Here is a 24,026-nt window from a genome sequence, read left to right on the forward strand (position 1 = left end):
GGCCCGGTCCTTGCTCCTTGGTGTGTTTTCAGGATGGACCCGGGGGGTGCGGGGCGCATCGCGAGGGGCGGGCAGCTGCGCAGGCCCGACATACCGTCGGCAAAGGTGCCTGTGGGCCGGGCGTAGCGTAGGTGGCATGACGAAGTACGGATCCTTCCCCGGCACGCGGCCGCGGCGGCTGCGGACCACCCCCGTCATGCGGCGCATGGTCGCCGAGACCCGGCTGCACCCGGCGGACTTCATCCTCCCGGCGTTCGTGCGCGAGGGCGTCTCCGAGCCCGTGCCGATCTCCGCCATGCCCGGCGTCGTCCAGCACACGCGCGACAGCCTGAAGAAGGCGGCCGCCGAGGCGGTGGCCGCCGGGGTCTCCGGGATCATGCTGTTCGGCGTGCCGGAGGAGGAGAAGAAGGACGCCCTCGGGACGCCGGGGACCGACCCGGACGGGATTCTGCAGGTCGCGATCCGTGATGTGCGGGCCGAGGTCGGTGACGACCTTCTTGTCATGTCCGATCTCTGTCTCGACGAGACGACCGATCACGGGCACTGCGGGGTGCTGGACGCGGAGGGGCGCGTCGACAACGACGCCACGCTCGAGCGGTACGCCGAGATGGCGCAGGTCCAGGCCGATGCGGGGGCCCATGTGGTGGGCCCCAGCGGGATGATGGACGGGCAGATCGGCGTCATCCGTGACGCGCTCGACCAGATCGGGCGGGAGGACGTCGCGATCCTCGCCTACACGGTGAAGTACGCCTCCGCGTTCTACGGGCCGTTCCGGGAGGCCGTCGGCTCCTCCCTGAAGGGCGACCGGAAGACCTACCAGCAGGATCCCGCCAATGTGCGTGAGTCGTTGCGGGAGTTGGCGCTCGACCTCGAAGAGGGTGCCGACATGGTGATGGTGAAGCCGGCGGGGCCGTTCCTCGACATCCTTGCGCGGGTCGCGGACGCGGTGGACGTGCCGGTCGCCGCCTACCAGATCTCCGGTGAGTACTCGATGATCGAGGCCGCCGCCGAGAAGGGCTGGATCGACCGCGACCGGGCGATCCTGGAGACGCTGACCGGCATCAAGCGGGCGGGCGCGCAGAACATCCTCACGTACTGGGCGACCGAAGTGGCGGAAAAGTTGCGCTGATCCGGGCTACGGATGGGGATACGTCAGGCCTCGAATCGGCCACCGACCAGCATCGGAATGCACTCGGTTCGGCAACGGAAGCAACTCGGAGCCGAGAACTGACGCCTCCCGCCCCGCGTTTGCCCGCCGTTCTCCGTGATCAGCGGCGGGTCCGGGGCGGATTCGCGGTGGATCTGTCCGAAAAGCGCTCAACCGTTGCGGTGTACACACCGAATTGACGAGTTCTCGTCAGTGTCCTTACCTTCTCGCCTGGCCTGATCCGTTCCGGATGGTCCGAACGTCGATCCCTGGGGGACACAAGTGAGCTGGTTCATCGAGGCGCTGAAGAAGTACGCGGTGTTCAGCGGGCGCGCGCGCCGCAAGGAGTACTGGAACTTCGCGCTGTTCGTAGGAATCATCTACGTCGTTCTGATGGTCCTCGCCGTCGCGTCCAAGAGCTCGGCCGTCTTCGCCGTGATCGCCGTCTTCTACGTCGGCATCCTGCTGCCCAGCCTGGCCGTCGGCGTCCGCCGTCTGCACGACACCGGCCGCTCCGGCTGGTGGCTCCTGTTCGGGATCGTCCCGCTCGCCGGCCCCATCACCCTGCTGGTCTTCAGCTGCTCCGACAGCCAGCCGGGCGAGAACAAGTACGGCCCGAACCCGAAGGAAGCGGCTCTGGCCCACGCCTGATCCCCTGAGCATCGAGGCCGCCCGGTTCACGACCGGGCGGCCTCTTCGCGTTCCGTTCGGCGGGAGCGTGCCCGGCGGGAACGTGCAGGGATTGGTTCGTTGCCGGGCCCTCGTCCTGAAGGCCCTCCCCGTCCCTGCATCCCGTCAGCGTGAACACGGCGAGTACCAGGGCGGTGGCGGCGAGGAGATGGGTGCGACGGGCTCGGGCGGGCATGGTGGTACGTGCCTTCCGTGGGCGGTGGTCTGGGGGATTCCAGCCTGAGCGGTGATCGCCTCCGCGCGCCACAGTCTGCCGGCGATTCGGGACGTCGAAGCCAGGGGATGGCCTCTGACCTGCAGGGATGTCACGTCCCAAGGTCTCGGTACGGGATGCGTCGAGGGCCGGGACCTGTGAGATCACGGTGCGGGCAACGGCAAAGCCGCCGATGGCCAGGGTGTTGCCGTCGGGTCGTGTACGTCGACAACGACCCCGTGGTGCCGGCACACGCGCGTGCCCTGCTCACCAGCGGGCCCGACGGCCGTACCGACTACATCGACGCCGACTTCAGGAACCCGGCACAGATCCTCGAACGGGCCGCGAAGACCCTCGACTTCGACCGGCCGGTCGCGCTCTGCGTCGTCGCGCTCCTGCACTTCGTCGAGGACGAGGAGGCGTACCCCATCGTGCGCGAACTCGTCGACGCGCTGCCCTCCGGCAGCCGGCTCGTGCTCAGCCATCTCACCGAGGACCTCAATCCCGAGAACATCCGCGCGGTCCAACGGACCTGCACCGCGCGGGGCTTCACCTTCGTGCTGCGCTCCCGGGCCGAGGTCGAGCGCTTCTTCACCGAGAGCGCACTGGAGCCGGCGGATCCGGGGGTGGTCCCGGCGCATCACTGGCGCGCCGACCACGCCGCTCCCGTCCCGGAGCAGCCGGACGCCTCCTACCTGGGGGCGCTCGACGACATCGAGAAGGTGCGGTACGCCGACATCAACGACGTCACGGACGCCGACATCAACGTGTACGCGGCGGTCGGCACCAAGGCCTCAGGGGCTGCCCGGCAGGCCTGACGAGCGGTCCGTCCGTATCGCGGAAACCTGCTTGTAGACAGCACGTACATCCCTAGGCTGCGGTCACGAGCCGCCGTCACCGCAGCCGAAGGAGCCGTGCCATGACCGTCGCACCCGCCTTTGCCCCCGTCCCGCCGCTCGCCGCGCGGGCCCGGTCGATCGGCGGTTCGCCGGTACGGGACATCCTCGCCGTCACCGCCCGCCCCGAGGTGATCAACTTCGCCGGCGGGCTGCCGGCACCGGAGCTGTTCGACGCGCAGGGGGTCGCGGAGGCCTTCGGGGCGGTGCTCGCCGGGGCGTCCGCGCAGGCCCTGCAGTACTCCACGACGGAGGGCGAACCGGCGCTGCGGAGCGCGCTCGCCGCACGGACGGCGGCCCGCGGGCTGCCCACGGACGCCGACGACATCCTGGTCACCACGGGCTCTCAGCAGGCGCTGTCCCTGCTGGCCACGGCGCTGCTGGAGCTCGGGGACGCCGTCCTCGTCGAAAGTCCCTGTTATCTGGCGGCACTTCAGGTCTTCGCGTTCGCGGGCGCTCGGGTGGTGGCCGTGCCCGGGGACGAAGACGGCGTCGACCCCGAGGCGCTGGAGGAACTGGTGGTGCGGGAGCGGCCCAAGCTGCTGTACACCGTGCCGACGTTCCAGAACCCGACCGGCCGCACGATGCCGGCCGACCGCCGGGCGGCCGTCGCAGCCGTGGCCGCCCGCCGGGGGCTGTGGATCGTCGAGGACGACCCCTACGGCGAACTCCGCTTCGAGGGCGAGCGGGTGCCGTGGATCGCCTCGTACGAGGAGGCGGCGGACCGGACCGTGCTGCTCGGCTCCTTCTCCAAGGTCATGGCGCCGGGCCTGCGGCTCGGCTGGCTGCGGGCGCCCGGGGAGCTGCGGCGCGCATGTGTCGTCGCCAAGCAGGCCGCCGACCTGCACACCCCGACCCTCAACCAGCTGGCGGCGGCACGGTACTTGGCGGACCGTGACCTGGACGCGCATGTGGCGCGGGTCGCGGGCGTCTACCGCGAGCGGCGGGACGCCATGCTCGCAGGGCTGGCCGAGGCGCTGCCCGACGGCTCGACCTGGGCCCGGCCCGAGGGCGGCATGTTCCTCTGGGCCCGCCTCCCCGAGCCGTACGACACCACCGCGCTGCTGCCGCAGGTGGTGCGGCACGACGTGGCCTACGTCCCCGGCGCACCCTTCTACGCCGGCGAGCCCGACCGCTCGACCCTGCGGCTGTGCTTTGTGACGCAGACGCCGGAAGAGATCCGGGAGGGGCTCAGGAGGCTGGGGGAGGGGCTTGCCCTGTTTTGATCAGGCCCGTAACGCCGGTGGGAATGTGACGTTATCGAGAACGGCAGAAACATCACATTTCGTACACGGAGGTCTCGAATGGTCGTCGCTGCTCTGCTCACCGGTGTGGCTTTCCTCCTGCACGGGCTCGCCCACGTCGTCTGAAGCCGGCTCCTACGCCGCGGCCGAGACCGGTGCGCCCACCACCGGACCGGCCGCGGCGTCTGCGTGCGGTGGCCTGCGGCGGACTGTCAGTCCCACCAGAAGTGCCAGGCCGGCTGGTTGAGGAGCTGGTGTTCGGCGTACGCGGCCAGGGTGGTGTCCGCGCCCTGCAGGAGGTTGTCCGGGCAGAACGCGAAGTGCTCGGCGGCGACGGCCTCCGCCTCGGCGAGGGTGGTGGGCGGGGCGGCGACGGACACCGTCAGCTGGTCGAAGCCGAGCGCCACGACGCGTATGCCGAAGCGCTCCTCCCAGGAGCGGAGTACGGAGCACAGCCGCGCGGTGTCGCCTTCGTGGTTCGCCGGACCCGTCCAGCCGATCGCCGCGGGTGTGTCGGCGCTGCGGCGGGCGGGGACGAGAGCGAGGCGGGGGTCCTTGAGGGGACCCCCGCCGTCGAGGAGGGAGTCCACGACGGCGGCAGCGATGGACTCGGGGTCCGCCTCGGCGGCACTGCGCCGGGCGGCGGCCAGGCCGGGCCAGTCGGCGCCGTCCTCCGCGCACTCGGCCCAGAGCTCCTCCAGCACCTCCTCGGCGTCGTGATCCCCGGGATAGGAGATCGCGCCCGGCATCAACTCCCACTGCTCCGGCCCGCCGTGACCGGCACCGACATCGAGGACCACCGGGAGCAGTCCGGCGGCCGGTGCCGTCTGCTGGAGCGCGGACCGGGCACCGGGCGCCGCCTGCCCGTCGGCCAGCCACAGCAACGGCTCGTGCCACGGCCCGTCGTCCGTGGCGTCGACCAGCGCGCCCGGCGGGAGGTCGAGGCCGAGGGACGCGAGACGTGGCAGGGGGTTGGGAAGAGTCGCCATGTCATCGACTGTAGGGGCCGCCACTGACAATGCCGCGCAGCCGTCACCGCACGGCCCCCGCGACGACCGTCGCCACCGTTCTGCGCACCGCCGCCGCGTCCGGCGGCCCCGCCTCCCGGTCGGCGAACAGGAGGTGTGCGGCGCCCAGCAGGGTGGCGGCGAGGAGGTCCACGTCCGCGTCCGCCGCGATACGGCCCAGGTCGCGCTCGGCGGCGAGATAGCCCGTGAGCATCGCCGACGCCTCCGTCATCAGCGGGATGCCGCTGGAGCCGGCCGCGCGCAGCCGGGCGCGGAGTTCGTCCCGGGTGATGACCAGGCCCACGACGGCGATCGCCACCGCGTCGAACAGGTCCGTCAGCGCCTCGGTGAGGTTGCCGGCGACCGTGCCCGTCCCGGCGGCCTCATGCAGGGCCCCGTCCAGGTCCGCCAGCCGGCGGATCCGGTCCAGCACCAGCTCCGCCAGGAACGCGTCGAAGTCCGCGAAGTGCCGGTGCAGAACCCCCTTCGCACAGCCCGCCTCCGCCGTCACCGCCCTGCTGGTCAGGGCGCTCGGGCCGGTGCGCAGCAGGATGCGCTCGGCGGCGTCGAAGAGCTGTTGGCGTGGGTCGCGGATGGCCACACCTGTCGGCATACCGCCTCCTGTCCCGGCATGAGTGGGCACATGCCCATTGACGAGTGGGCGCGCGCCCACTCATAGTGGGCGCATGCCCACTTTACCGTCTTCAGCGGCCTCCTCGGCGTCTGCCGCCGAGAGCCAGCCCGCAAGCCGGCCCGCGAACCAGTCCACGAACGAGCCCCACCAGCGCCGCGACATCGCCGAGTCCTTCGGTGTGGACGCCGAGCGGTACGACCGGGCGCGCCCCCGCTACCCCGACGCCCTGATCCAGCGGATCGTCGCGGCCGCCCCCGGACCCGACCTCCTCGACGTCGGCTGCGGCACCGGAATCGCCGCCCGGCAGTTCCAGGCGGCCGGCTGCAAGGTCCACGGCGTCGAACCCGACGCACGTATGGCCGCGTTGGCGCGACGGCTCGGTACGGACACGGAAGTGGCGAAGTTCGAGGACTGGGAGCCGGGGGAGCGGCGCTTCGACGTCGTCGCCGCCGGAACCGCCTGGCACTGGATCGACCTCTCCGCGGGCGCGGCCAAGGCGGCCCAGGCGCTGCGGCCCGGCGGTCTGCTGGTCCCCTTCTGGAACGTCGCCGAGACCCCGCCCGACCTCGCGGAAGCGGTCGCCGACGCCGCCGAACGCGTCATGCCCGACGCGCCGTTCGACTTCCGGGCGGCGCTGACGCGGTCCATGGTCGACGGCTACCAGGTCTTCCTGACCAAGGCCGCGGACGCGATCCGGGCGGCGGACGGCGCGTTCGGCGAGCCCGAATTCTGGCGGTACGACTGGGAGTTCACGTACACCCGCGACGCCTGGCTGGACGTCCTGCCCACGCAGGGCGCCTTCACCCGCCTCCGGCCCGACCAACTCGCCGAGATCCTGAGCGCGGTGGGCTCCGCCATCGACGCGCGTGGGGGCACCGTCACGATGCCCTACGCGACGCTGGCGGTGGTCACCTCGCGGCGGTGAAGGCGGCCCAGGCGGCGGGGGTGACCTGGAGGGTGGGGCCGGTGTCTGCGGGGTTCTTGGAGTCGCGGATGTGGATGGTGTGGGGGCAGGTGGCGACCTCGACGCACTGGCCGCCTTCGTCGCCGCTGTAGCTCGACTTGCGCCAGGCGACGGCGACTTCGAGGCAGGCGCCGCCTTCGTCGCTGCTGTAGGTCGACTTGAACCACTGAAGTGCTTCGGCGCTCATTGCTCTCCTAGCAGGCGGTCGAGCAGATCCCTGGAGTCCTGAGTGGTCAGGGCCTGTGTCCGCAGCATCGCATACTTGCGCGCCAGCCTGGACACCTCATCCGCGTCGGAAACCCACTGGCTTCCGCGCTGCGATTCGGTGTACGCGAGGTGTTGGTGGTCCGGTGTTTCGAGGAGGGTGAAGGGGCCGTTCATTCCCGCGTGATACGGACTGCTCAGCGGCAGGAACTGCAGTGAAACGCAGGGCAGTTCAGTCACCGACCGCAGATGCCGCAGCTGTTCCCGCCGCACCTCCGCCTCGCCGATGCGCATGTGCAGCACCGGCTCCCACACGATGAAGCTCAGGGTGGGCGGGTTCTTGCGGTGCAGGATCGCCTGGCGCTGCAGACGGGCCGCCGTACCCGTCTCGATCTCGTCCACGCCGTACGCGGGTACGCGGTTGGACAGTACGGCGCGGACATACGGCTCTGTCTGGAGGAGACCCGGGAGGACCGCGTTGTCGTACCAGGACAACGCGATCGCCTCCCGCTCATGCTCCATGTACAGCTCCGCCCACATCGGGAACTGGTCGATGTCCGGCAGGTTGGCCACGCCCGCCGACAGCATCCCCTTGGTCTGGAGGATCTCGTCGAGCGCCGCGGCCAGGTCCGGTTTCAGGGCCCGTCTGCCCTGCTCGATCGAGGCGATGGTCTCCTCGTCGACCCTCACGAGTCCGGCGAGGGCGCTTTGGGTATGACCCGCGGTGCGGCGGGCCGCGCCGAGTTGCTTGCCCAGCATCTTCATGGACGTGAGGTTCTTCGGCCGCGGCGGCTTCCTGGCGCTCATGCAGGTCTCTCTCCCCCTCGGGACGCGTACGTCACCGGGTGTGAACCCGTACAAAAAATCTGTACGGGTTCACCGAGTGATCAAGGCTAGTCACTCTGCGCAACTCTCGTCCTGTGAACGCTACGACTCAACTCCCCTCCCTGCGCGAGCGGTTCTTCCGCCGCGAGCGCCGATCCGTGCAGGCCGCACGCCAGTTCACGGTCGAGACGCTCACCGGCTGGGGGCTCGCCGGGACGGACCGCGCCGACGACGTACTGCTGTGCGTGAGCGAACTGGTGACGAACGCCCTGCTGCACGGCGTACCGCCCGGCCGCCTGTCGCGGCTGCTCCTGCGTCACGACGGGCGGGTGCTGGGCGTGGAGGTGCACGACAGCGGTCCCGGCGTGCCGCGCGTGGTGGAGGCGGCGGATGTCGAGGGCGAGAGCGGTCGGGGGCTGCTGCTGGTGGCGGCGTTGAGTGACAGGTGGGGGGTGCGGGAGCGGGAGTTGGGGAAGGCGGTGTGGTGCGAGTTCCTGGGGGACGGTCGGGGGTCGGGATCAGTCGTCCGCTAGCGGTACTACGAAGTCGGGGACGAGGAGGTCCGCGTAGGGCGCGAAGATCCGCTCGGGGGACAGTCCGCGTTCGGAGAGCCGCTTGCTGAGGTGGTCGAGGTCTCCCACCGGCGTCTGACGGATGATCAGCGGCATGACCTCGCGCCTCAGCTCATCGGCTGCTCTGTCCAGCAGGGGCGGCCACTCGACGTGCAGGGCCGCGATGGTTGCGGCCAGGGGACGCACGCCTCCATCCCGCGGATACGTCACCGGCAGCATTTCGTGGAAGTACTCATGCGACGGCAAGGCGGCCCAGAGACGTACCAGCAACTCGGTCTGTCTGGCCGGGGAAGTCGGCAACGCGAAGAAGACCTGCCACACGATGGCGCCGTCGTCGATGTCCACCAGTTCCATGACGAGGTCCACCACCCTCTCGGGCGGCCACTTCCGGACGACGGCCGTCAGAAGGGCGCTCCTGTCGCGGCGGACCGTCGGGCCCTCGATGTGCTTGCGTGCCAGGGCGACGACATCGGCGTAGGGGCGTTGGGCGATCGCGGCGAGGGCATCGCGCACGACCTGTGGCGGATCGTCCATGCGGGACAAGGCGTCGTGCAGAGCGAGTACGTCATCGACCGGGCGCTGTGCCAGTGCGGCCCGCAGGAGTTGAGCCCCCTGTTCGTTGCGGCGCAGGAGGGAGTCGGCTTCGAGAAGGGCGAGGATCAGTGCGGTGAGTTCCTCCAGCGGTAGCGCCAGGGTCAGGCTGACCCGCAGCCGGGCCGCGCCCTCCTCCCACTGCCTCTCCCGCATGCGGTCCGCCAGAAGCAGGATCTCCCGCACCGGACGTTCCCTCACCAGGCGGGCGAAATCGGAAGCGTGCGCGTCACGTTCGCCGACCAGCGCCGTGGCCGTTTCTTCGGCCCACACGAACGCGTCCGTGGGGACGTGAGCCAGCATGTCCCACCAGAGCACGTCCTCACGGGGTGCATTGTCCGCGGTGTCCGTGCTGGTCACGCCATTGTCCGCGAAGTCCGTGGCGGAATCGGCGGACAACGGCAGCGTCTGGGCACCCTCGTCCAGGGCTGTGAGTGCGTGGTGCAGACGGTCGGCGATCTCCCGGCCGATCGTCTCGGCCCGGTCGAGTGCCCTGTCGATGTCGTCGCCGAAGGCATGCGCAGTCGCCGTTCCGTCCGGGAAGACCGTCCCGCCCTCCGCCGCCCCGCCCATGGCACCGGCGTCCGGCGGCAGCTGCGCGGCGGTACGCAACTGCCGTACCTCGTCCCGCAACCGGCGCGTACGGGTGAGTGTCTCCGCGAGCAGGGCCGTGGCGAGCCGTCTGTCGTGTTCTGCTCTCGCCAGTTCCGCGGCGGTCCGGCCGTGCTGAGCGATCGTGCGGGCCAGCTCGGCGTCCGCGCGGCCGAGCCCGGCCAGGTCCGGCGGTCGTGCGGTCATCGCCAACTCACGGTCCCGGCTGAGCCGGTCGACCTCGTCGGCGAGGACGACCACCCAGGTGGAGAGGACGGAGGTGAGCGCGTCCGCGTCCCGCAGCGCCAGCTGGGACTCCTGCTGGACCCGGGCGAGCGCGGCGACCTCGCCGTTCTTGCGGTCGAGCTGTTCGTGGAGGTCCAGAAGCTTCGCCTGCGCCGTCAGGGCGAGTTCCTGCGCGACCATCGCCACGTTCCTGACCCGTTCGGGCTGGCCGGTCAGGTCCAGGACCGCAGTGGAACGGGTCCGGGCGATACCCAGCAGCCGCCGGCCGTCCCTCCGCATCCGCTCCCGCCGGGGCATGAGCGCCGGCGTTCCGGTGCACGCGACCACGACCGCGTCGACGAACGCCTCGTCGTCGAGCTTGAGACCGGCCAGACGCTCGCTGATCGCCGACTTCTTCAGACCGGTCGCCGCCTCCAGGTCGCCGATGGTCAGATCGGCCTCCCGCACCCGGTCGCGCAGGAAACGGGCCAGCGCCTCGAACTCCTGGGTACGGGCGCGGATCGCCCCGAACTTCCGGCCCACCCGGGCTCCTGCCGGGTCGCCCGCACCATGCGAGGCCTGCCCGCCCATGTAACCCCCGAGGCCTTTTTCCGTGGACAACCGTCATTGTCCACCGCGGTGCGACCGCCGGTCAGCGTCTTTCCCTTCAGGGGATGAGGACAACTCCGCCGTATCGCAGCCTGCTTGTGCGGACGGATCCACCCTCCGCGTCTTCAAACCGCGGAGGAATCATGCACCGACCCCAGAGGCTGTTCGACCTGGTGGCGTTCGTCGCCGCGCTGCTCACCGTGATCACCCTGCTGCTCATGGGCGTTCCGCCCGAGTCCCTGGCGATCGTCGTCGTCGCCATCGCCGGCCTGTACGGAGCATGGCTCGGCGCCGCGCACGGCCCGGGGCCGAGCCGGGGTGAGAGGGAGCAGCAGGATCCCCAGGAGCCCGCCTGAGCAGGTGCCCGATCTCACCGTCACCGCGAAACGGAGTCGAAGCACTCCTCCTTACCGCCCTCTGCCGGCCGGAAACAGGTACGGAGCACGGTTCCCGGACGGGTCACCGTCATCGGGGTGTAGACGAAATTGTCCGCGTCGACGGCGTTCTCGACCTCGGCGCGGCGGGCCCGGCCGTCCGCCGTCAGCTCAAGACGGTCGCCGACCCGCGTGCCCCACATCCGTGCCCAACTCGTCCCGCACACCTTGCTGTAGCGGACTTCCAGCCAGGCCCCGGCGGCCGTGTGACGCGTGGCGACGGTGTCCGGTGTGGCCGCGCAGTACATGTCGATCGGGCTCCTGCCCTCGCAGGACGAAGCCCGGCAGTGCGGCCCGGAAGTGGAGGGGGTCGCGGCGGCCGTGCGGGGTTCGTCGCTGTGGCGTGGCAGCAGGAGCAGCGCCACCGCCACGCCGCCGAGGGCCACGGCACACACCGACGCGAGCACCGCCACGGTCACTGCACCCCGATGGCCACCGCCCTGCGCAGTCTCCGTCGGAGCCCCAGGCGGAGGCAGGACCGGATCCGCGGCCGGGGACGCGACCGGCGACGACGCCTGCGCCGGCGTATCCGCCCGGCCCGCCTCCGCCGCCCGACCGCTCCACTCCGACTCCGCGATCTCCCACAGCGCCAGGCACCGGCCGTCCGGTTCGCCGGCCAGCCGGCACAGCTCCTGCACCGCCGTGCGCGGCGGCAGTGTCCTGCCGTTGAGGTAGCGCTCCCAGGACGACTTGCTGAACGCCGTCTTCGCCGCGAGGGCCGCCAGGCTCAGACCGGTGCGGGTTCTCAACTCCCGTAGCGCGGCGGCCAGTCGGGCCTGCTCCGCGGTCATCCCCGCAGGGCCTTCCAGGTGTGCGGGCCGACGACGCCGTCCACGTCGAGCCGGGCCTGCTTCTGGAAGGCCTTGACCGCGCCCTGCGTCAGCGGGCCGAACATGCCGTCGATGCCGCCCGGCGAGATACCCGCCCGGCGCAGCAGACACTGCACCTCGGCCACCGCCGGACCGGAGTCGCCGTACCCCACCGTGGCGTTCCGCGTACGGCTGTTGCCCGCGTACCAGCGGCCGTCGACCTGCTTCAGACGGCAGCTGTACGCGGGCGCCGATGTTCCCGCCGTCAAGGTGACCGTGGTCGTCGTCTCGTCCGCGGTGCCGCCGCCGTGGTCCATGAGCCGCCAGGTCACCAGCACCGCCGAGGACACGGCCAGCACCAGGGCCACCGTCCCCGCCACGATCGCGAAGCGCAACGACCGCGCGCCCCCGCCGCCGGGCTCCGCCGAAAGGATCTCCGCCTCCGGTGGGGCGGTCTCCATGACTGCCGTCTCCGGTACGGGAGTTCCGCCGCGCGGGTTCCCCCAGGCGTCGGCGGCGACCTCGTGCAGTGCGAGCAGCCGGGTCGGGTCTTCGCCGCCGATCAGGGCCAGCGCCTCCACGGCCTCCCGCGGCGGCAGCGAACGGCCGCCCAGATACCGCTCCCACGACTTCGGGCTGTACCCCGTCCGCGCCGCCAGCTGACGTACGCTCAGCCCGCTGTGGTCCTTCAGCCGGCGTAGGCGCACCGCCAACTGCCGGACTCGTGGATCCAGTTCGGTGGGCAGCGCTTTCCAACGCGACATGTTCTCCCCACTCGCGTTCACCGGCCGTGGTCAGCGGCCGTGTTCAGTGGCCGTGGTCAATGACCCCCGTGCCCCGCCGCATTGTGCATCAGTATTCACGATTTGCACACAAACTCAGCTGACTCGCCAGTAAGAAATCGGCCACCCCCTGCCACAGCCGTCCCGCCGCACCGTCCCGCCGGACGGCATCCCCGCAGGCCGGCGCGGGGGACGTCCCGCGACGCCGTCACTTTCGCGGCAACTCTGGCCGCCTCTCCCACCCGCCCCGCACGCTCATCTCGCCACCACAACCCACGACCCGAAAGGGACATGCATGCGATCGAACGCCTTGGCCAGGACCTTGATCAGCGCCACCGCCGTGGCCGCGCTCGCCGCCGGCGGCCTGGCCACCGCGGGCACCAGCTTCGCCGCATCCGCGTCGGCCGCGAGCACCCAGGCCGCGTCCATCCTCGCCACGAACAACCTCGGCCTGAGCACCACGCAGGCCAAGTACGTCCAGTGCTTCCTCAGGGGAACTCCGGCGAGCTACACCGGCAACATCGACGGACAGCTGGGCACCAACAGCTGGAAGGCGATGCAGCGCTGGCTCCGCGAGTACTGGGACTACAACGACAGCATCGACGGCGACCCCGGCCCCAACACGATCAAGGCGCTGCAGCGCATGCTGGCGTTCGGCTGGAGCTACACCGACAAGATCGACGGTGACCCGGGGCCGAACACCCGGGCCGCGTTCAAGCGGTTCGCCAACGACTTCGCGGGCCTGTACCCCTGCTGAGCCGCAGCCGAAGCCGACGGCCCGCCCTCCCCGAGAGGAGAGGACGGGCCGCGGTGCGTCGTACTGCGGGCCCTCAGAGCCGCTCGGGCGTCCGGATCCCCAGCAGCGCCATGCCCTGGTGCAGGGTGCGGGCCGTCACGTCGCACAGGAACAGACGGTTCTCCACCTGCGCGGGCGTCTCGGCCTTCAGCACCGGGCACTTGTCGTAGAACGACGTGTACAGCGACGCCAGCTGGTACAGGTACGCCGCCAGCTTGTGCGGCGCGTACTCCGCGGCCGCCTCGAAGACCGTGTCACCGAACGCGTCCAGGTGCAGGCCGAGCGCCCGCTCCGCCGGGGCGAGTTCCAGCTCCGCGTGCGCGGCCGGCTTCGTCTCCCCGGCCTTGCGCAGGATCGACTGGATACGGGCGTACGCGTACTGCAGGTACACCGACGTGTCGCCGTTCAACGACACCATCTGGTCCAGGTCGAACTTGTAGTCCCGGTTGGGGGATGTGGACAGGTCGGCGTACTTCACCGCGCCGATGCCCACCTGCGCAGCCCGCTCCTGGATCTCGTCCTCGGTGAGGTCCTGCGCCTTCTCCCGGACCACCTCGGCGGCCCGCTGCACCGCCTCGTCCAGCAGGTCCTCGAGCCGTACGGTCTCGCCCTCACGCGTCTTGAACGGCTTGCCGTCCGCGCCCAGCACCGTGCCGTAGCCCATGTTGTGCGCGGTGACGCCGTCCTTCAGCCAGCCCGCCCGCCGGGCCGTCTCGAAGACCATCTTGAAGTGCAGCGACTGCCGTACGTCCACCACGTACAGCAGTGTCGTCGCGTGCAGGTCGAAGACACGGTTGCGGATCGCGGTCAGGTCGGAGGCCGCGTAGCCGAAGCCGCCGTCGGCCTTCTGCACGATCAGCGGGACCGGCTTGTCGTCCTTGCCCCGGATCTCGTCGAAGAAGACGACGAGCGCGCCCTCGGAACGCTCCGCGACGCCCATCTCCTCCAGGAGGCGGACGGTCTCCGGCATGCCTTCGTTGTACGCGGACTCGCCGACGATCTCGTCGTCGCGGATCTCCATGTCCAGCTTCTCGAAGACCGAGTAGAAGTAGACCTTCGACTCGTCCACGAACTGCTGCCACAGCTCGAGCGTCTCCTTGTCGCCGGACTGCAGGGCGACGACCCTCTTCCGCGCCCGCTCCTTGAACTCCTCGTCGGAGTCGAAGACCGCACGCGACGCCTTGTACACCCGGTTCAGGTTCGACATGGCCTGCTCGCCGTCGACGTCCTCCGCCGGGGCCAGCTCGCCGGGGTGCTCGAACAGGTACTGGATGAGCATGCCGAACTGGGTGCCCCAGTCGCCGATGTGGTGCCGGCCGATCGTCTGCTCGCCGGTGAAGTCGAGCATGCCGCGCAGCGCGTCGCCGATGACCGCCGAGCGCAGATGGCCGACGTGCATCTCCTTCGCCACGTTCGGCTGCGCGTAGTCGACGACCGTGATGCCCGGGTTCTCCTTCAGCGGCACACCGAGCCGGTCGCCGTCGGCGGCACGCGCCGCGAGCGTCCCGGTGATCGCCCGGTCCGCGATCGTGATGTTCAGGAAGCCGGGGCCGGACACCTCGATGTCCTTGATCACGTCGCCGGTCGCCACCTGGGCGACCACCTGCGCGGCCAGGTCACGGGGGTTCGTCTTCGCCTTCTTGGCCAGGGCCAGGACGCCGTTGGCCTGGAAGTCCGCCCGGTCGCTTCGGCGCAGCAGCGGGTCGACTCCGTCGGCTCCCGGGAGGGCGGAGGCGAGGGCGTCGGTGAGGTGCTGGTTGACTGCGTCGCTGAGGGACTTGACCGGGGCCATGGGGTGGGAGCCGTTCTCCTCGGGGGTTTCAGATAGACACGGTCAGTATCCCATGGGGGGTGAAGCGGTTTTTTTCCTGCGGGCCGGTGGGGGCTGGTCGCGCCCCGCGGCGGAGCCGCATATCGGGCACAGTCCCGCGCCCCTCAAGGACGGCGGCTGCGCCGCCTAAACTATGGATGCGGCCGTTTGACCGTACTGGCTGCCCCGGAGAAAGAAGGACGTGCCGATCGTGGCTCAGAGCACCGAGACCGCCGACTGGGTCTCCCGTTTCGCGGATGACGTCATCGAGGAGTCGGAGCGCCGGGCCCCCGGCAAACCTGTCGTCGTCGCGTCCGGCCTGTCCCCCTCCGGCCCGATCCACCTCGGCAACCTGCGCGAGGTCATGACCCCGCACCTCGTCGCCGACGAGATCCGCCGCCGCGGGCACCAGGTCCGCCACCTCATCTCCTGGGACGACTACGACCGCTACCGCAAGGTGCCGGCCGGTGTCGCCGGGGTCGACGAGACCTGGGCCGAGCACATCGGCAAGCCGCTGACGTCCGTGCCCGCCCCGAAGGGGTCCGCGTACCCCAACTGGGCCGAGCACTTCAAGGCAGCCATGGTCGAGTCGCTCGCCGAGCTGGGCGTGGAGTTCGACGGGATCAGCCAGACCGCGCAGTACACCTCCGGCGTGTACCGCGAGCAGATCCTGCACGCCGTCGCGCACCGCGCCGACATCGACGCGATCCTCGACCAGTACCGCACCAAGAAGACCCCGGCCAAGCAGAAGCAAGCCCAGAAGCCGGTCGACGACGCCGAGCTGGAGGCCGCCGAGGGTTCCGGCGCGGCGAGCGAGGACGACGGCTCGTCCGGCTCCGCCGGCTACTTCCCGTACAAGCCGTACTGCGGCAACTGCGAGAAGGACCTGACCACGGTCACCTCCTACGACGACGCCACGACCGAGCTGACGTACGCCTGCACGGCGTGCGGCTTCTCCGAGACCGTCCGGCTCAACGAGTTCAACCGCGGCAAGCTGGTCTGGAAGGTCGACTGGCCCATGCGCTGGGCCTACGAGGGCGTGATCTTCGAGCCGAGCGGTGTCGACCACTCCTCGCCGGGGTCGAGCTTCCAGGTCGGCGGCCAGATCGTCGGCATCTTCGGCGGCAAGCAGCCCATCGGCCCGATGTACGCCTTCGTGGGCATCAGCGGCATGGCGAAGATGTCCTCCTCGCGAGGCGGCGTGCCCACCCCCGGTGACGCCCTGAAGATCATGGAACCGCAGCTCCTGCGCTGGCTGTACGCCCGCCGCCGGCCCAACCAGTCCTTCAAGATCGCCTTCGACCAGGAGATCCAGCGCCTCTACGACGAGTGGGACAAGCTCGACGCCAAGGTCACCGACGGATCGGCCCTCCCGGCGGACGTGGCGGCCCACTCGCGCGCCGTGCGCACCGCCGGCGGCGAACTGCCGAAGACGCCGCGCCCGCTGCCGTACCGGACACTGGCGTCCGTCGCCGACATCACCGCCGGCCACGAGGACCAGGCCCTGCGGATCCTGAGCGAACTGGACCCCGCCAACCCGCTCGGCTCGCTCGACGAGGCCCGCCCCCGCTACGACAAGGCCGAGGCCTGGATCAACACGCACGTCCCCGCCGACCAGCGGACCATCGTGCGCGACGAACCCGACGCCGAACTGCTCAAGTCCCTCGACGAGGCCTCCCAGCAGTCCCTGCGGCTGCTGACCGACGGCCTCGCCGACCACTGGTCGCTCGACGGGCTCACCCACCTCGTCTACGGCGTGCCCAAGGTGCAGGCCGGGTTCCCCGCGGACGCCACGCCCAAGGAACTCCCGCCGGAGATCAAGACCTCCCAGCGGACCTTCTTCGCCCTGCTGTACCACCTGCTGGTCGGCCGCGACACCGGTCCGCGACTGCCCACGCTGCTGCTCGCCGTGGGACAGGAGCGGGTACGGGCCCTGCTCGGGGAGTGACGCCGTGAGCAAAGCGCCCGGTGCCCTGGGGCACCGGGCGCTTTCTCATGCGATGTGCTCCTCTGCCATCTCCGCATTGAGACGGTTGGAGAAGCGGTTCACCATGCGCTTGGCCTCGGCCTCGGGGAGCGTGATGCCGTACGTCGCCTCGACGTCGGCGATGAACACCTTGGGCGTGGGCGCCCCGTTCCCGCCCTTTATCGACTCCCGGAAGACCTGGTAGTACGCGTCCTCGTCAGGCTCCGGAGGACCACCGCCCTCGCCCAGCTCACGGGTACGGCCGGGGCTCACCGGGATCGGGAAGCTGCCGGTGTCCTCCGGAGAGGGCCCCTGCGCGGGCGCTTCCTCGTACTGGAGCTGCTCCTGCTGGTACTGCTCCGCCTGCTGCTGCTCCGCGTACCACTGGGCGTACTGCTCCGGGTCGTACGCAGGGTCGTAACCCCCGTGGTACTCGATCTGCTGCGGATGCCGGGCGTGCAGCCACGGGCTCACCTCCGGCTCAGCCGCCTCGGGCGCCTCAGGAACATGGTCGCGCTGCTCCGCCGGCTGCGGAGCCGGCGCCGCCACCGCGGCACGGCTCTCCACCGGCGGGGCGATCTCCGGCGCCGGCGGCAGCAGTACCGGCTCGATGCCCGCCGCCGCCAGCCCCGACGGAGCCGTCTGCGCCAGCGGAACCCCGTACCGCGCCAGCCGCAGCGGCATCAGAGCCTCCACCGGAGCCTTCCGCCGCCACGCCCGGCCGAAGCGTGAATGCAACCGGGCCTGATAGACCAGCCGCTCCTGCTCCAGCTTGATGACCTGCTCGTAGGAGCGCAGCTCCCACAGCTTCATCCGTCGCCACAGAAGGAACGTCGGGATCGGGGAGAGCATCCACCGCGTCAGACGGACACCCTCCATGTGCTTGTCGGCCGTGATGTCCGCGATACGGCCGATGGCGTGGCGGGCGGCCTCGACCGCGACCACGAACAGCACCGGGATGACGGCGTGCATCCCCACACCCAGCGGGTCCGGCCAGGCCGCCGCACCGTTGAACGCGATGGTCGCCGCCGTCAGCAGCCAAGCCGTCTGACGCAGCAGCGGGAAGGGTATGCGGATCCACGTCAGGAGAAGATCCAGGGCCAGCAGGACACAGATACCCGCGTCGATGCCTATCGGGAAGACATACGAGAAGTTCCCGAAACCCTTCTTGATGGCCAACTCACGGACCGCGGCATACGAACCGGCGAAGCCGATGCCGGCGATGATCACGGCGCCGGTCACGACCACGCCGATGAGAATCCGGTGCATCCGAGTCAGCTGCAGTGGCGCGGCCACCCGTACTCCCCTCCCATTGCGTGTTGTTGCGCGCAACAGAGTGGCACATGTGTACGCCACACGAGGTAACGGTACGGGTGGAGCCCGGTCCCCGAATGGGGCCGGGCTCCGTCAAAAAGCGGTGTTGAGCTGCGAGTTGGCGTCCAGACCCAGCCCAGATGTGACAGTCAGCTCTTCTTGGACGCTGAGGAGGACGGAGAGGCCGAAGCGGACTTCGAAGGAGACGGGGACGCCGACTTCGAGGCCGACTTCGACGGCGAGGGCTTCGCCGTGCCCGCACCACTGCCCGTGCCTGTGCCGCCGGCACCGTTCGCCGCCGACACCGAGGCCACGGCCTCCTTGGCCGCCGCCTCCGCGACCTTCACCAGTGCATCCGCGCTCGGGGTCTTCTCACCGGCCAGGCCCGCACCGTTGTAGTCGAGCGTGATCACGACGTTCTCGACGCGCGTCACCACCGTCTGCTGCTTGAAGGAGCCTTCCTTCTTCTTCAGGTCGTAGCGCACCAGCGTCGCCTCGGCGCCCGTCCCGGCGACCGGCTCCGACTTCAGGTTCTTCGCGCCCTGAGCCGCCTTGGCGTCCGTCACCTGCTTCTCGAAGTACGCGTGCGCCAACTGGTCGCCCTCACCACGCGTGGCATCCGACTCGAAGCGCAGCAACGACACATTGAGCCAGCGGAACTGCGAGCCCTTCACGCCGTTGTTGTCCAGACTGCTCCACGAGCAGCTCGCCCGCGTCGCCGTATCGCCGGACTTGCCCGCCTTGCCGGACTTGACACCCTTCGGCACGAGCGAGGTCAGCGTCTTCTTCGACAACACCCCACACGAATCCGGCAACTTCTTGTACGCGGCCGCCTGCACCGTCGGCGCCGTGCTCGCCGTCGCCGCCGCCGTCTCACCGGCGCTCGCGCCCTTGCTCCCCCCGTCACCGGAGCCGGAGTCCGAGGAGCAGCCGGCGGCGAACACCATCACGGGGACTGCGACCGCGCCCGCAAGCAGACGGCCTGACCGCCTCGCACGCTTCTCTCGCCCGTTGCGCTGGTCTCGCTCTGCTGGTCGCTGCATGGTTCCTTCACTCATGACGCTGTGGTTCCTGAGGTCGGCGGATCGGGTCCGAGGAGCCACCGTACGCGGTGAGGAAACTGTGTGCTTCCGCTTCCTCAGCTTTACGAAGGGGCGCCCGAGGCACCCGAACGACCCCTAACCACCCAGCGTGTCCGCCAGCTGCGCAGCCAGATTCCGGGCCCTGTCCTGCATTTCCTTGCTGTCCGGCACAGCGCCGACAGCAGCCGGCTGCTCCTCGTACTCGATGGTCACAATGACGTTGGACGTGCGGAACACCACAGTCACCGTGCGCTGCCGCGCCGTCGAACCCGAGCCGCTCAGAACGTCGTCCAGGAACGCCTCGTCACCGAGATCGTCGAGAGTGCGGGGCTGGAGATTGGCCGGGGCCGCGGACGAGGAGGCGGACTCGGAGCCGGAAGGGGAGACCGAGGCCGAGGAACTGGAATCGGCACTGGGACTCGAACTGGCACTGGCACTTTCACTGGCACCGGCACTGGGAGTGGAAGCGGAGCCGGAACCGCTGTCCGAACTCGTCGGCTCGGGCAGGTCGGCCGCCGTCTCCTTCTCCGCGAACAACTCCTGTGCCTGGGTGTCGTCGCTCACCGAGTTGTCATAGGAGACGACACGCTCGAAATCGACCAGCAGCCGGTCGGTCGCGGTCGTCGAGTCCACCTTCCACCGGCAACCGGCCTTGCGGTCGTTGTCGTACGCGAGCGTGGCGTCGCCCTCGTAGGCCTTCTCCTGCTGGTCCTCGTCCGCGATCTGCTTGATGCCGGGCAGCAGCGAGTCGAGCGTGTCATGACTCACCGCACTGCACGGACCCGGCAGCGTGCGGTACTTCCCCGGCTGCGCCACGACACTCGCCGTACCGGCCTCACCCGGGTTCGCGTCATCCGTCGCGCCGCCACCGCCCGAACCGCCTGTGCAGCCTGCCAGCAGCGCCACGAGGAGCGCGGCGACGCCGGATACGTACGCCTTCCGCTGCACGGTCGGGCTCCTCTCGACGGTGGCTCTGTGGCCGTTGCTGGACCGGGTCTACCAGTGTCCCCGCTGGTTAATCGCTTGCCGCGCGGGGGCGTCCCCTGGAGACAATGTGTATCGCACGCACTGCCGTGGACGCCGGTCCGTTGTCCTTTTTCATTGACCTTGGCGCTGGTTTTGCGATCTAAGACTTCTGTCATGTTTTCGGGGGAATGGGGACGATATGTCGTACGTAGAGATGCCGGGCGCGAAGGTCCCGATCCGCATGTGGACCGACCCGACGACGGTCGAGGACGTGGCCCTGCAGCAGCTCCGCAATGTCGCGACGCTGCCGTGGATCAAGGGCCTGGCCGTGATGCCGGACGTGCATTACGGGAAGGGGGCGACGGTCGGATCCGTCATCGCCATGCAGGGGGCTGTGTGTCCTGCGGCGGTGGGGGTGGACATCGGGTGCGGGATGTCTGCCGTCAAGACGTCGCTGACCGTCAATGATCTGCCGGGGGATCTTTCGCGGCTTCGGTCGAAGATCGAGCAGGCTATTCCGGTGGGGCGGGGGATGCATGACGATCCTGTCGATCCGGGGCGGCTGCACGGGTTCGGTACGGCCGGGTGGGACGACTTCTGGGGGCGGTTCGACGGGATCGCCGAAGCGGTCAAATTCCGTCATGAACGTGCCGAAAAGCAGATGGGTACGCTCGGAAGCGGCAACCACTTCGTCGAAGTATGCACAGATACGACCGGTTCCGTTTGGTTGATGCTGCACTCGGGATCGCGGAACATCGGCAAGGAACTCGCCGAGTTCCACATCGGCGTGGCCCAGAAGCTCCCGCACAACCAGGGCCTGGTCGACCGTGACCTCGCTGTCTTCGTGGCGGACACCCCGCAGATGGCGGCCTACCGGAACGACCTCTTCTGGGCGCAGGAGTACGCGAAGTACAACCGCACCCTGATGATGGCGCTCCTGAAGGACGTGATCCGCAAGGAGTTCCGGAAGGCGAAGCCGACCTTCGAGCCCGAGATCAGTGCTCATCACAACTACGTTGCCGAAGAGCGCTACGAGGGCATGGACCTGCTCGTCACCCGCAAGGGCGCGATCCGCGCGGGTTCCGGCGAGTACGGGATCATCCCCGGTTCCATGGGCACGGGCTCGTACATCGTGAAGGGCCTCGGCAACGAGAAGGCCTTCAACTCGGCCTCGCACGGCGCCGGTCGGCGCATGAGCCGCAACGCGGCGAAGCGGCGCTTCTCGACGAAGGACCTGGAGGAGCAGACGCGGGGCGTGGAGTGCCGTAAGGACTCCGGTGTCGTGGACGAGATCCCGGGTGCCTACAAGCCGATCGATCAGGTCATCGATCAGCAGCGGGACCTGGTCGAGGTCGTGGCGAAGCTGAAGCAGGTCGTCTGTGTGAAGGGCTGACGCGGCTGAAGGCTGTGCGCGCCCATGGGGGCCCGAGCCATCCGGTTCGGGCCCCCATTGCGTCAATGGAGCCGTTTCTCCAGCAGCGTCACCGCGTACGGGCTGCCCGACCCGCCGTCCTTTGCCCGCTGTTCGCCGACGACCTCGTAGCCCGCCGACTCGTAGTACGTGCGCAGGCGGGGGTTGGAGGACAGGCAGTCGAGGCGGGCGTACGGGCGGCCTGTGGCGGCGATGCGGGATTCCGCCTCCGTCAGCATTCGGCGGCCTGTTCCGGGCGGAGCCGTGTGCGGGGTGGTCATCAGGCGGTGGATGTAGCCCGCGTCCGCGGGGCGGGGGCCCCAGGCTGCCGGGTCGTCCCACCAGAGTTCCCAGGCGCCGGCGAGGTGGGGGCCTGCGTGGGCCAGCCAGACTTCGCCCTCCCGCATGCGGGTGCGGAAGTGGGTCTCGTCCTTTTCGCCCGGCTTCCATTGGTCGATTCCCCGGGCCAGTTGCGAGAGGGCGGCCGTGTCGCGGAGGCGGACGAGGGTGGGGGCGTCGGGTGGGGTCGCCTTGCGGTAGGTCAGGGGCGGCCAGGTGGTGGGCGGGGGTTCCAGGAGGGCTGTGCGGAGGGTTGTCGACAGGGCCTTTGCGTCCAGGGAGAGTTCCTGGGTGACGTAGGCCTCGGTCGAGCCGTAGCGGGCCTTCAGCGAGGTGAGGAAGGTGCGCATCGCCGAGTGTGGGGCGCGGCCGAAGCCCAGCCAGGTCGGTTCGCGGCCGTCGTTGTTCGACTTCCAGGCGGCCAGGATGTCCGGGGCGGCCAGTTCGGTGAGGCTGTAGTCCTCGATGAGGGTGGCTTCCGGGATGTCCAGCAATTCCAGGACCAGCGCTGCCAGTTGGCCTGTGCGGTCCTTGCCCGAGGCGCAGTGGAAGACCAGGGGGGTCGCAGATTCCGCCGACTCCGCCACCAGTTCCAGGGCCCGGCGGATCTCCTTCACCCCGTCCTGCGCCACCTCCAGGTAGCGTTCCGCCAGGTACGGGCCCGGATCGATGTCGGGGGCGAGGGCCGCCTGGTTGTACGGGCGGTGCTCGATGCTGAGGTTGTGGTAGGCGAAGGACGCGTGGTCCGGGACGCGGCCGCGGGCCTCGATCTCCCAGGGGTGGCGGAGGTCGATGACGGTGCGGATGCCGAGGGCGAGGAAGTGGGACCAGTCCTCTGTGCCCCGCCGCAGCTTGCCCAGTGAGTCGGCCCGGTACAGGCGGCCGGGGCGGATCCGGTGGCCGTCGGGGGTCGAATAACCGCCCAGGTCACGGAAGTTGTGCAGCCCGTCGAAAGGTATGTGTCTGTCCACAGGCTGTGACTCTACGTTGCTGTACGTCTACTTCGCGTGCAGTACCGCGTAGATCATCACGAACGCGACGATGTGGATGCCGAAGAGGAAGTACGCGAGGTAGTACCAGACGTAGCGCTCGCGTTTCTTCTCCAGCCGCAGGCGCTGCTGCTCGGCCTCCCGCTCGGCGTCCTGTGTCATCACAGCTCCCTGTGGACCTTCGTGTTCGACGCCTGGGCGCGCGGGCGCAGGACCAGGAGGTCGACGTTGACGTGGTGGGGGCGGGTGACGGCCCAGGTGATGGTGTCCGCGACGTCGTCGGCCGTGAGGGGTTCGGCCACGCCCTCGTAGACCTTCGTGGCCTTCTCCTGGTCGCCGCCGAAGCGGGTGAGGGCGAACTCGTCGGTCTTGACCATGCCGGGGGCGATCTCGATGACGCGGACCGGCTGGCCGACGATCTCGAGGCGGAGGGTCTCGGCGAGGACGTGTTCGCCGTGCTTGGCGGCGACATAGCCCGCGCCGCCCTCGTAGGTGCTGAGGCCCGCGGTGGAGGAGAGGATCACGACCGTGCCGTCGCCGCTCGCCACCAGCTTGGGCAGGAGGGCCTGGGTGACGTTCAGAGTGCCGATGACGTTCGTCTCGTACATCGCGCGCCAGTCGGCCGGGTCGCCGGTGGCGACCGGGTCGGCGCCGAGTGCGCCGCCCGCGTTGTTGACCAGGACGCCGATCGTCTTGAAGGCGGTGGCGAACTCGTCCACGGCCGTGCGGTCGGTGACGTCCAGCTGGTACGCCGTGGCCTGGTGGCCCGCCGCGTTGATCTCCTCCGCCAGTGCCTCGATACGGTCCTTGCGGCGGGCGGTGAGGACGACCCGGTAGCCGGCCGCGGCGAGCTGCCGGGCCGTGGCGGCGCCGATTCCGCTGCTCGCACCCGTCACGACGGCGATGCGGGAGGCGGCGGACGGTGCGGGTGCCATG

The 24,026-nt window shown here is 69.8% G+C and carries 23 protein-coding genes and 1 pseudogene; 10 read left to right on the plus strand and 14 right to left on the minus strand.

Annotation, left to right across the window (positions count from 1 at the left end):
* Window positions 1-136: 136 nt before the first annotated feature.
* From hemB to EDD92_RS27025, 4 genes and pseudogenes are all read left to right on the plus strand, one after another.
* Window positions 137-1,129, plus strand: coding sequence for a porphobilinogen synthase (hemB, locus tag EDD92_RS27005; RefSeq protein ID WP_030945597.1), 993 nt, complete (start codon window positions 137-139; stop codon window positions 1,127-1,129).
* Window positions 1,130-1,429: 300 nt separating this feature from the next.
* Entirely contained in the window at window positions 1,430-1,798 is a 369-nt protein-coding gene (locus EDD92_RS27010; RefSeq protein WP_123966760.1) for a DUF805 domain-containing protein, read from the plus strand.
* A gap of 444 nt (window positions 1,799-2,242) precedes the next feature.
* Window positions 2,243-2,848: pseudogene (locus tag EDD92_RS27020) on the plus strand (SAM-dependent methyltransferase); the annotation flags it as partial.
* 101 nt (window positions 2,849-2,949) lie between these two features.
* Window positions 2,950-4,152 carry a PLP-dependent aminotransferase family protein gene (locus tag EDD92_RS27025; protein WP_123966764.1) on the plus strand — a complete coding sequence of 401 codons (1,203 nt, stop codon included), beginning with the start codon at window positions 2,950-2,952 and terminating at the stop codon, window positions 4,150-4,152.
* A gap of 230 nt (window positions 4,153-4,382) precedes the next feature.
* Here EDD92_RS27025 and EDD92_RS27030 read toward each other — a convergent pair whose 3' ends face one another.
* Window positions 4,383-5,159: a DUF4253 domain-containing protein gene (locus EDD92_RS27030; RefSeq protein WP_123966765.1), complete on the minus strand. Its 777-nt coding sequence runs from the start codon at window positions 5,157-5,159 to the stop codon at window positions 4,383-4,385.
* 43 nt (window positions 5,160-5,202) lie between these two features.
* Window positions 5,203-5,790, minus strand: coding sequence for a TetR/AcrR family transcriptional regulator (locus EDD92_RS27035; protein ID WP_123966767.1), 588 nt, complete (start codon window positions 5,788-5,790; stop codon window positions 5,203-5,205).
* Between the two features lie 73 nt (window positions 5,791-5,863).
* On the opposite strand from EDD92_RS27035, the gene EDD92_RS27040 reads away from it, so the two are divergent.
* Window positions 5,864-6,736, plus strand: coding sequence for a bifunctional 2-polyprenyl-6-hydroxyphenol methylase/3-demethylubiquinol 3-O-methyltransferase UbiG (locus EDD92_RS27040; RefSeq protein WP_123966769.1), 873 nt, complete (start codon window positions 5,864-5,866; stop codon window positions 6,734-6,736).
* On the opposite strand, the gene EDD92_RS27045 is transcribed toward EDD92_RS27040, so the two are convergent.
* Entirely contained in the window at window positions 6,720-6,962 is a 243-nt protein-coding gene (locus EDD92_RS27045) for a DUF397 domain-containing protein (RefSeq protein ID WP_123966771.1), read from the minus strand. The two genes, EDD92_RS27040 and EDD92_RS27045, sit on opposite strands and share 17 nt — an antisense overlap.
* Window positions 6,959-7,786 (minus strand): helix-turn-helix transcriptional regulator, encoded by an 828-nt coding sequence (locus tag EDD92_RS27050; RefSeq protein WP_123966773.1) that lies wholly within the window; start codon window positions 7,784-7,786, stop codon window positions 6,959-6,961. Before EDD92_RS27050 ends, EDD92_RS27045 begins: the two co-directional genes overlap by 4 nt.
* Window positions 7,787-7,899: 113 nt before the next feature.
* Between EDD92_RS27050 and EDD92_RS27055 the strand changes: the two genes are divergently transcribed.
* On the plus strand, window positions 7,900-8,337 hold the full coding sequence (locus EDD92_RS27055; protein ID WP_123966775.1) for an ATP-binding protein: 438 nt from the start codon (window positions 7,900-7,902) through the stop codon (window positions 8,335-8,337).
* On the opposite strand, the gene EDD92_RS27060 is transcribed toward EDD92_RS27055, so the two are convergent.
* Entirely contained in the window at window positions 8,323-10,326 is a 2,004-nt protein-coding gene (locus EDD92_RS27060; protein WP_123966777.1) for a hypothetical protein, read from the minus strand. The two genes, EDD92_RS27055 and EDD92_RS27060, sit on opposite strands and share 15 nt — an antisense overlap.
* A gap of 209 nt (window positions 10,327-10,535) precedes the next feature.
* Here EDD92_RS27060 and EDD92_RS27065 point away from each other — a divergent pair, with 209 nt between their 5' ends.
* Window positions 10,536-10,748 carry a hypothetical protein gene (locus tag EDD92_RS27065; protein WP_123966779.1) on the plus strand — a complete coding sequence of 71 codons (213 nt, stop codon included), beginning with the start codon at window positions 10,536-10,538 and terminating at the stop codon, window positions 10,746-10,748.
* 20 nt (window positions 10,749-10,768) lie between these two features.
* On the opposite strand, the gene EDD92_RS27070 is transcribed toward EDD92_RS27065, so the two are convergent.
* Both EDD92_RS27070 and EDD92_RS27075 read right to left on the minus strand, forming a co-directional pair.
* Window positions 10,769-11,617 carry an XRE family transcriptional regulator gene (locus EDD92_RS27070; protein WP_123966781.1) on the minus strand — a complete coding sequence of 283 codons (849 nt, stop codon included), beginning with the start codon at window positions 11,615-11,617 and terminating at the stop codon, window positions 10,769-10,771.
* On the minus strand, window positions 11,614-12,399 hold the full coding sequence (locus EDD92_RS27075; protein WP_123966783.1) for a peptidoglycan-binding protein: 786 nt from the start codon (window positions 12,397-12,399) through the stop codon (window positions 11,614-11,616). The genes EDD92_RS27070 and EDD92_RS27075 overlap by 4 nt, the downstream gene beginning before the upstream one ends.
* 313 nt (window positions 12,400-12,712) lie before the next feature.
* On the opposite strand from EDD92_RS27075, the gene EDD92_RS27080 reads away from it, so the two are divergent.
* On the plus strand, window positions 12,713-13,174 hold the full coding sequence (locus EDD92_RS27080) for a peptidoglycan-binding domain-containing protein (RefSeq protein WP_123966785.1): 462 nt from the start codon (window positions 12,713-12,715) through the stop codon (window positions 13,172-13,174).
* Between the two features lie 73 nt (window positions 13,175-13,247).
* On the opposite strand, the gene argS is transcribed toward EDD92_RS27080, so the two are convergent.
* The gene (gene argS / locus EDD92_RS27085) at window positions 13,248-15,005 is read right to left on the minus strand and encodes an arginine--tRNA ligase (protein ID WP_123966787.1); all 1,758 of its coding nucleotides are present in this window, start codon (window positions 15,003-15,005) and stop codon (window positions 13,248-13,250) included.
* A 220-nt stretch (window positions 15,006-15,225) separates the two neighbouring features.
* Between argS and lysS the strand changes: the two genes are divergently transcribed.
* Window positions 15,226-16,971 carry a lysine--tRNA ligase gene (lysS, locus tag EDD92_RS27090; RefSeq protein WP_123966789.1) on the plus strand — a complete coding sequence of 582 codons (1,746 nt, stop codon included), beginning with the start codon at window positions 15,226-15,228 and terminating at the stop codon, window positions 16,969-16,971.
* 45 nt (window positions 16,972-17,016) lie between these two features.
* Here lysS and EDD92_RS27095 read toward each other — a convergent pair whose 3' ends face one another.
* From EDD92_RS27095 to EDD92_RS27105, 3 genes are all read right to left on the minus strand, one after another.
* Complete coding sequence (locus EDD92_RS27095) at window positions 17,017-18,285, minus strand: DUF2637 domain-containing protein (protein WP_123966791.1); 1,269 nt, start codon at window positions 18,283-18,285, stop codon at window positions 17,017-17,019.
* Window positions 18,286-18,452: 167 nt separating this feature from the next.
* Window positions 18,453-19,346, minus strand: coding sequence for a DUF3558 family protein (locus EDD92_RS27100; RefSeq protein WP_399184163.1), 894 nt, complete (start codon window positions 19,344-19,346; stop codon window positions 18,453-18,455).
* Between the two features lie 135 nt (window positions 19,347-19,481).
* Entirely contained in the window at window positions 19,482-20,333 is an 852-nt protein-coding gene (locus EDD92_RS27105) for a DUF3558 domain-containing protein (protein WP_123966795.1), read from the minus strand.
* 217 nt (window positions 20,334-20,550) lie between these two features.
* On the opposite strand from EDD92_RS27105, the gene EDD92_RS27110 reads away from it, so the two are divergent.
* On the plus strand, window positions 20,551-21,744 hold the full coding sequence (locus EDD92_RS27110) for an RtcB family protein (protein WP_123966797.1): 1,194 nt from the start codon (window positions 20,551-20,553) through the stop codon (window positions 21,742-21,744).
* A 62-nt stretch (window positions 21,745-21,806) separates the two neighbouring features.
* Here EDD92_RS27110 and EDD92_RS27115 read toward each other — a convergent pair whose 3' ends face one another.
* The 3 genes from EDD92_RS27115 to EDD92_RS27120 are packed head-to-tail and all read right to left on the minus strand — an operon-like array spanning window position 21,807 to window position 24,025.
* Window positions 21,807-23,072, minus strand: coding sequence for a GNAT family N-acetyltransferase (locus tag EDD92_RS27115; protein WP_123966799.1), 1,266 nt, complete (start codon window positions 23,070-23,072; stop codon window positions 21,807-21,809).
* A gap of 27 nt (window positions 23,073-23,099) precedes the next feature.
* Entirely contained in the window at window positions 23,100-23,252 is a 153-nt protein-coding gene (locus EDD92_RS49980; protein WP_185124139.1) for a hypothetical protein, read from the minus strand.
* Window positions 23,252-24,025, minus strand: coding sequence for an SDR family NAD(P)-dependent oxidoreductase (locus EDD92_RS27120; protein WP_123966801.1), 774 nt, complete (start codon window positions 24,023-24,025; stop codon window positions 23,252-23,254). Before EDD92_RS27120 ends, EDD92_RS49980 begins: the two co-directional genes overlap by 1 nt.
* Between the last annotated feature and the right edge of the window lies 1 nt (window position 24,026).

The organism is Streptomyces sp. TLI_185 (assembly GCF_003814765.1).
Taxonomy (GTDB): Bacteria; Actinomycetota; Actinomycetes; order Streptomycetales; family Streptomycetaceae; genus Streptomyces.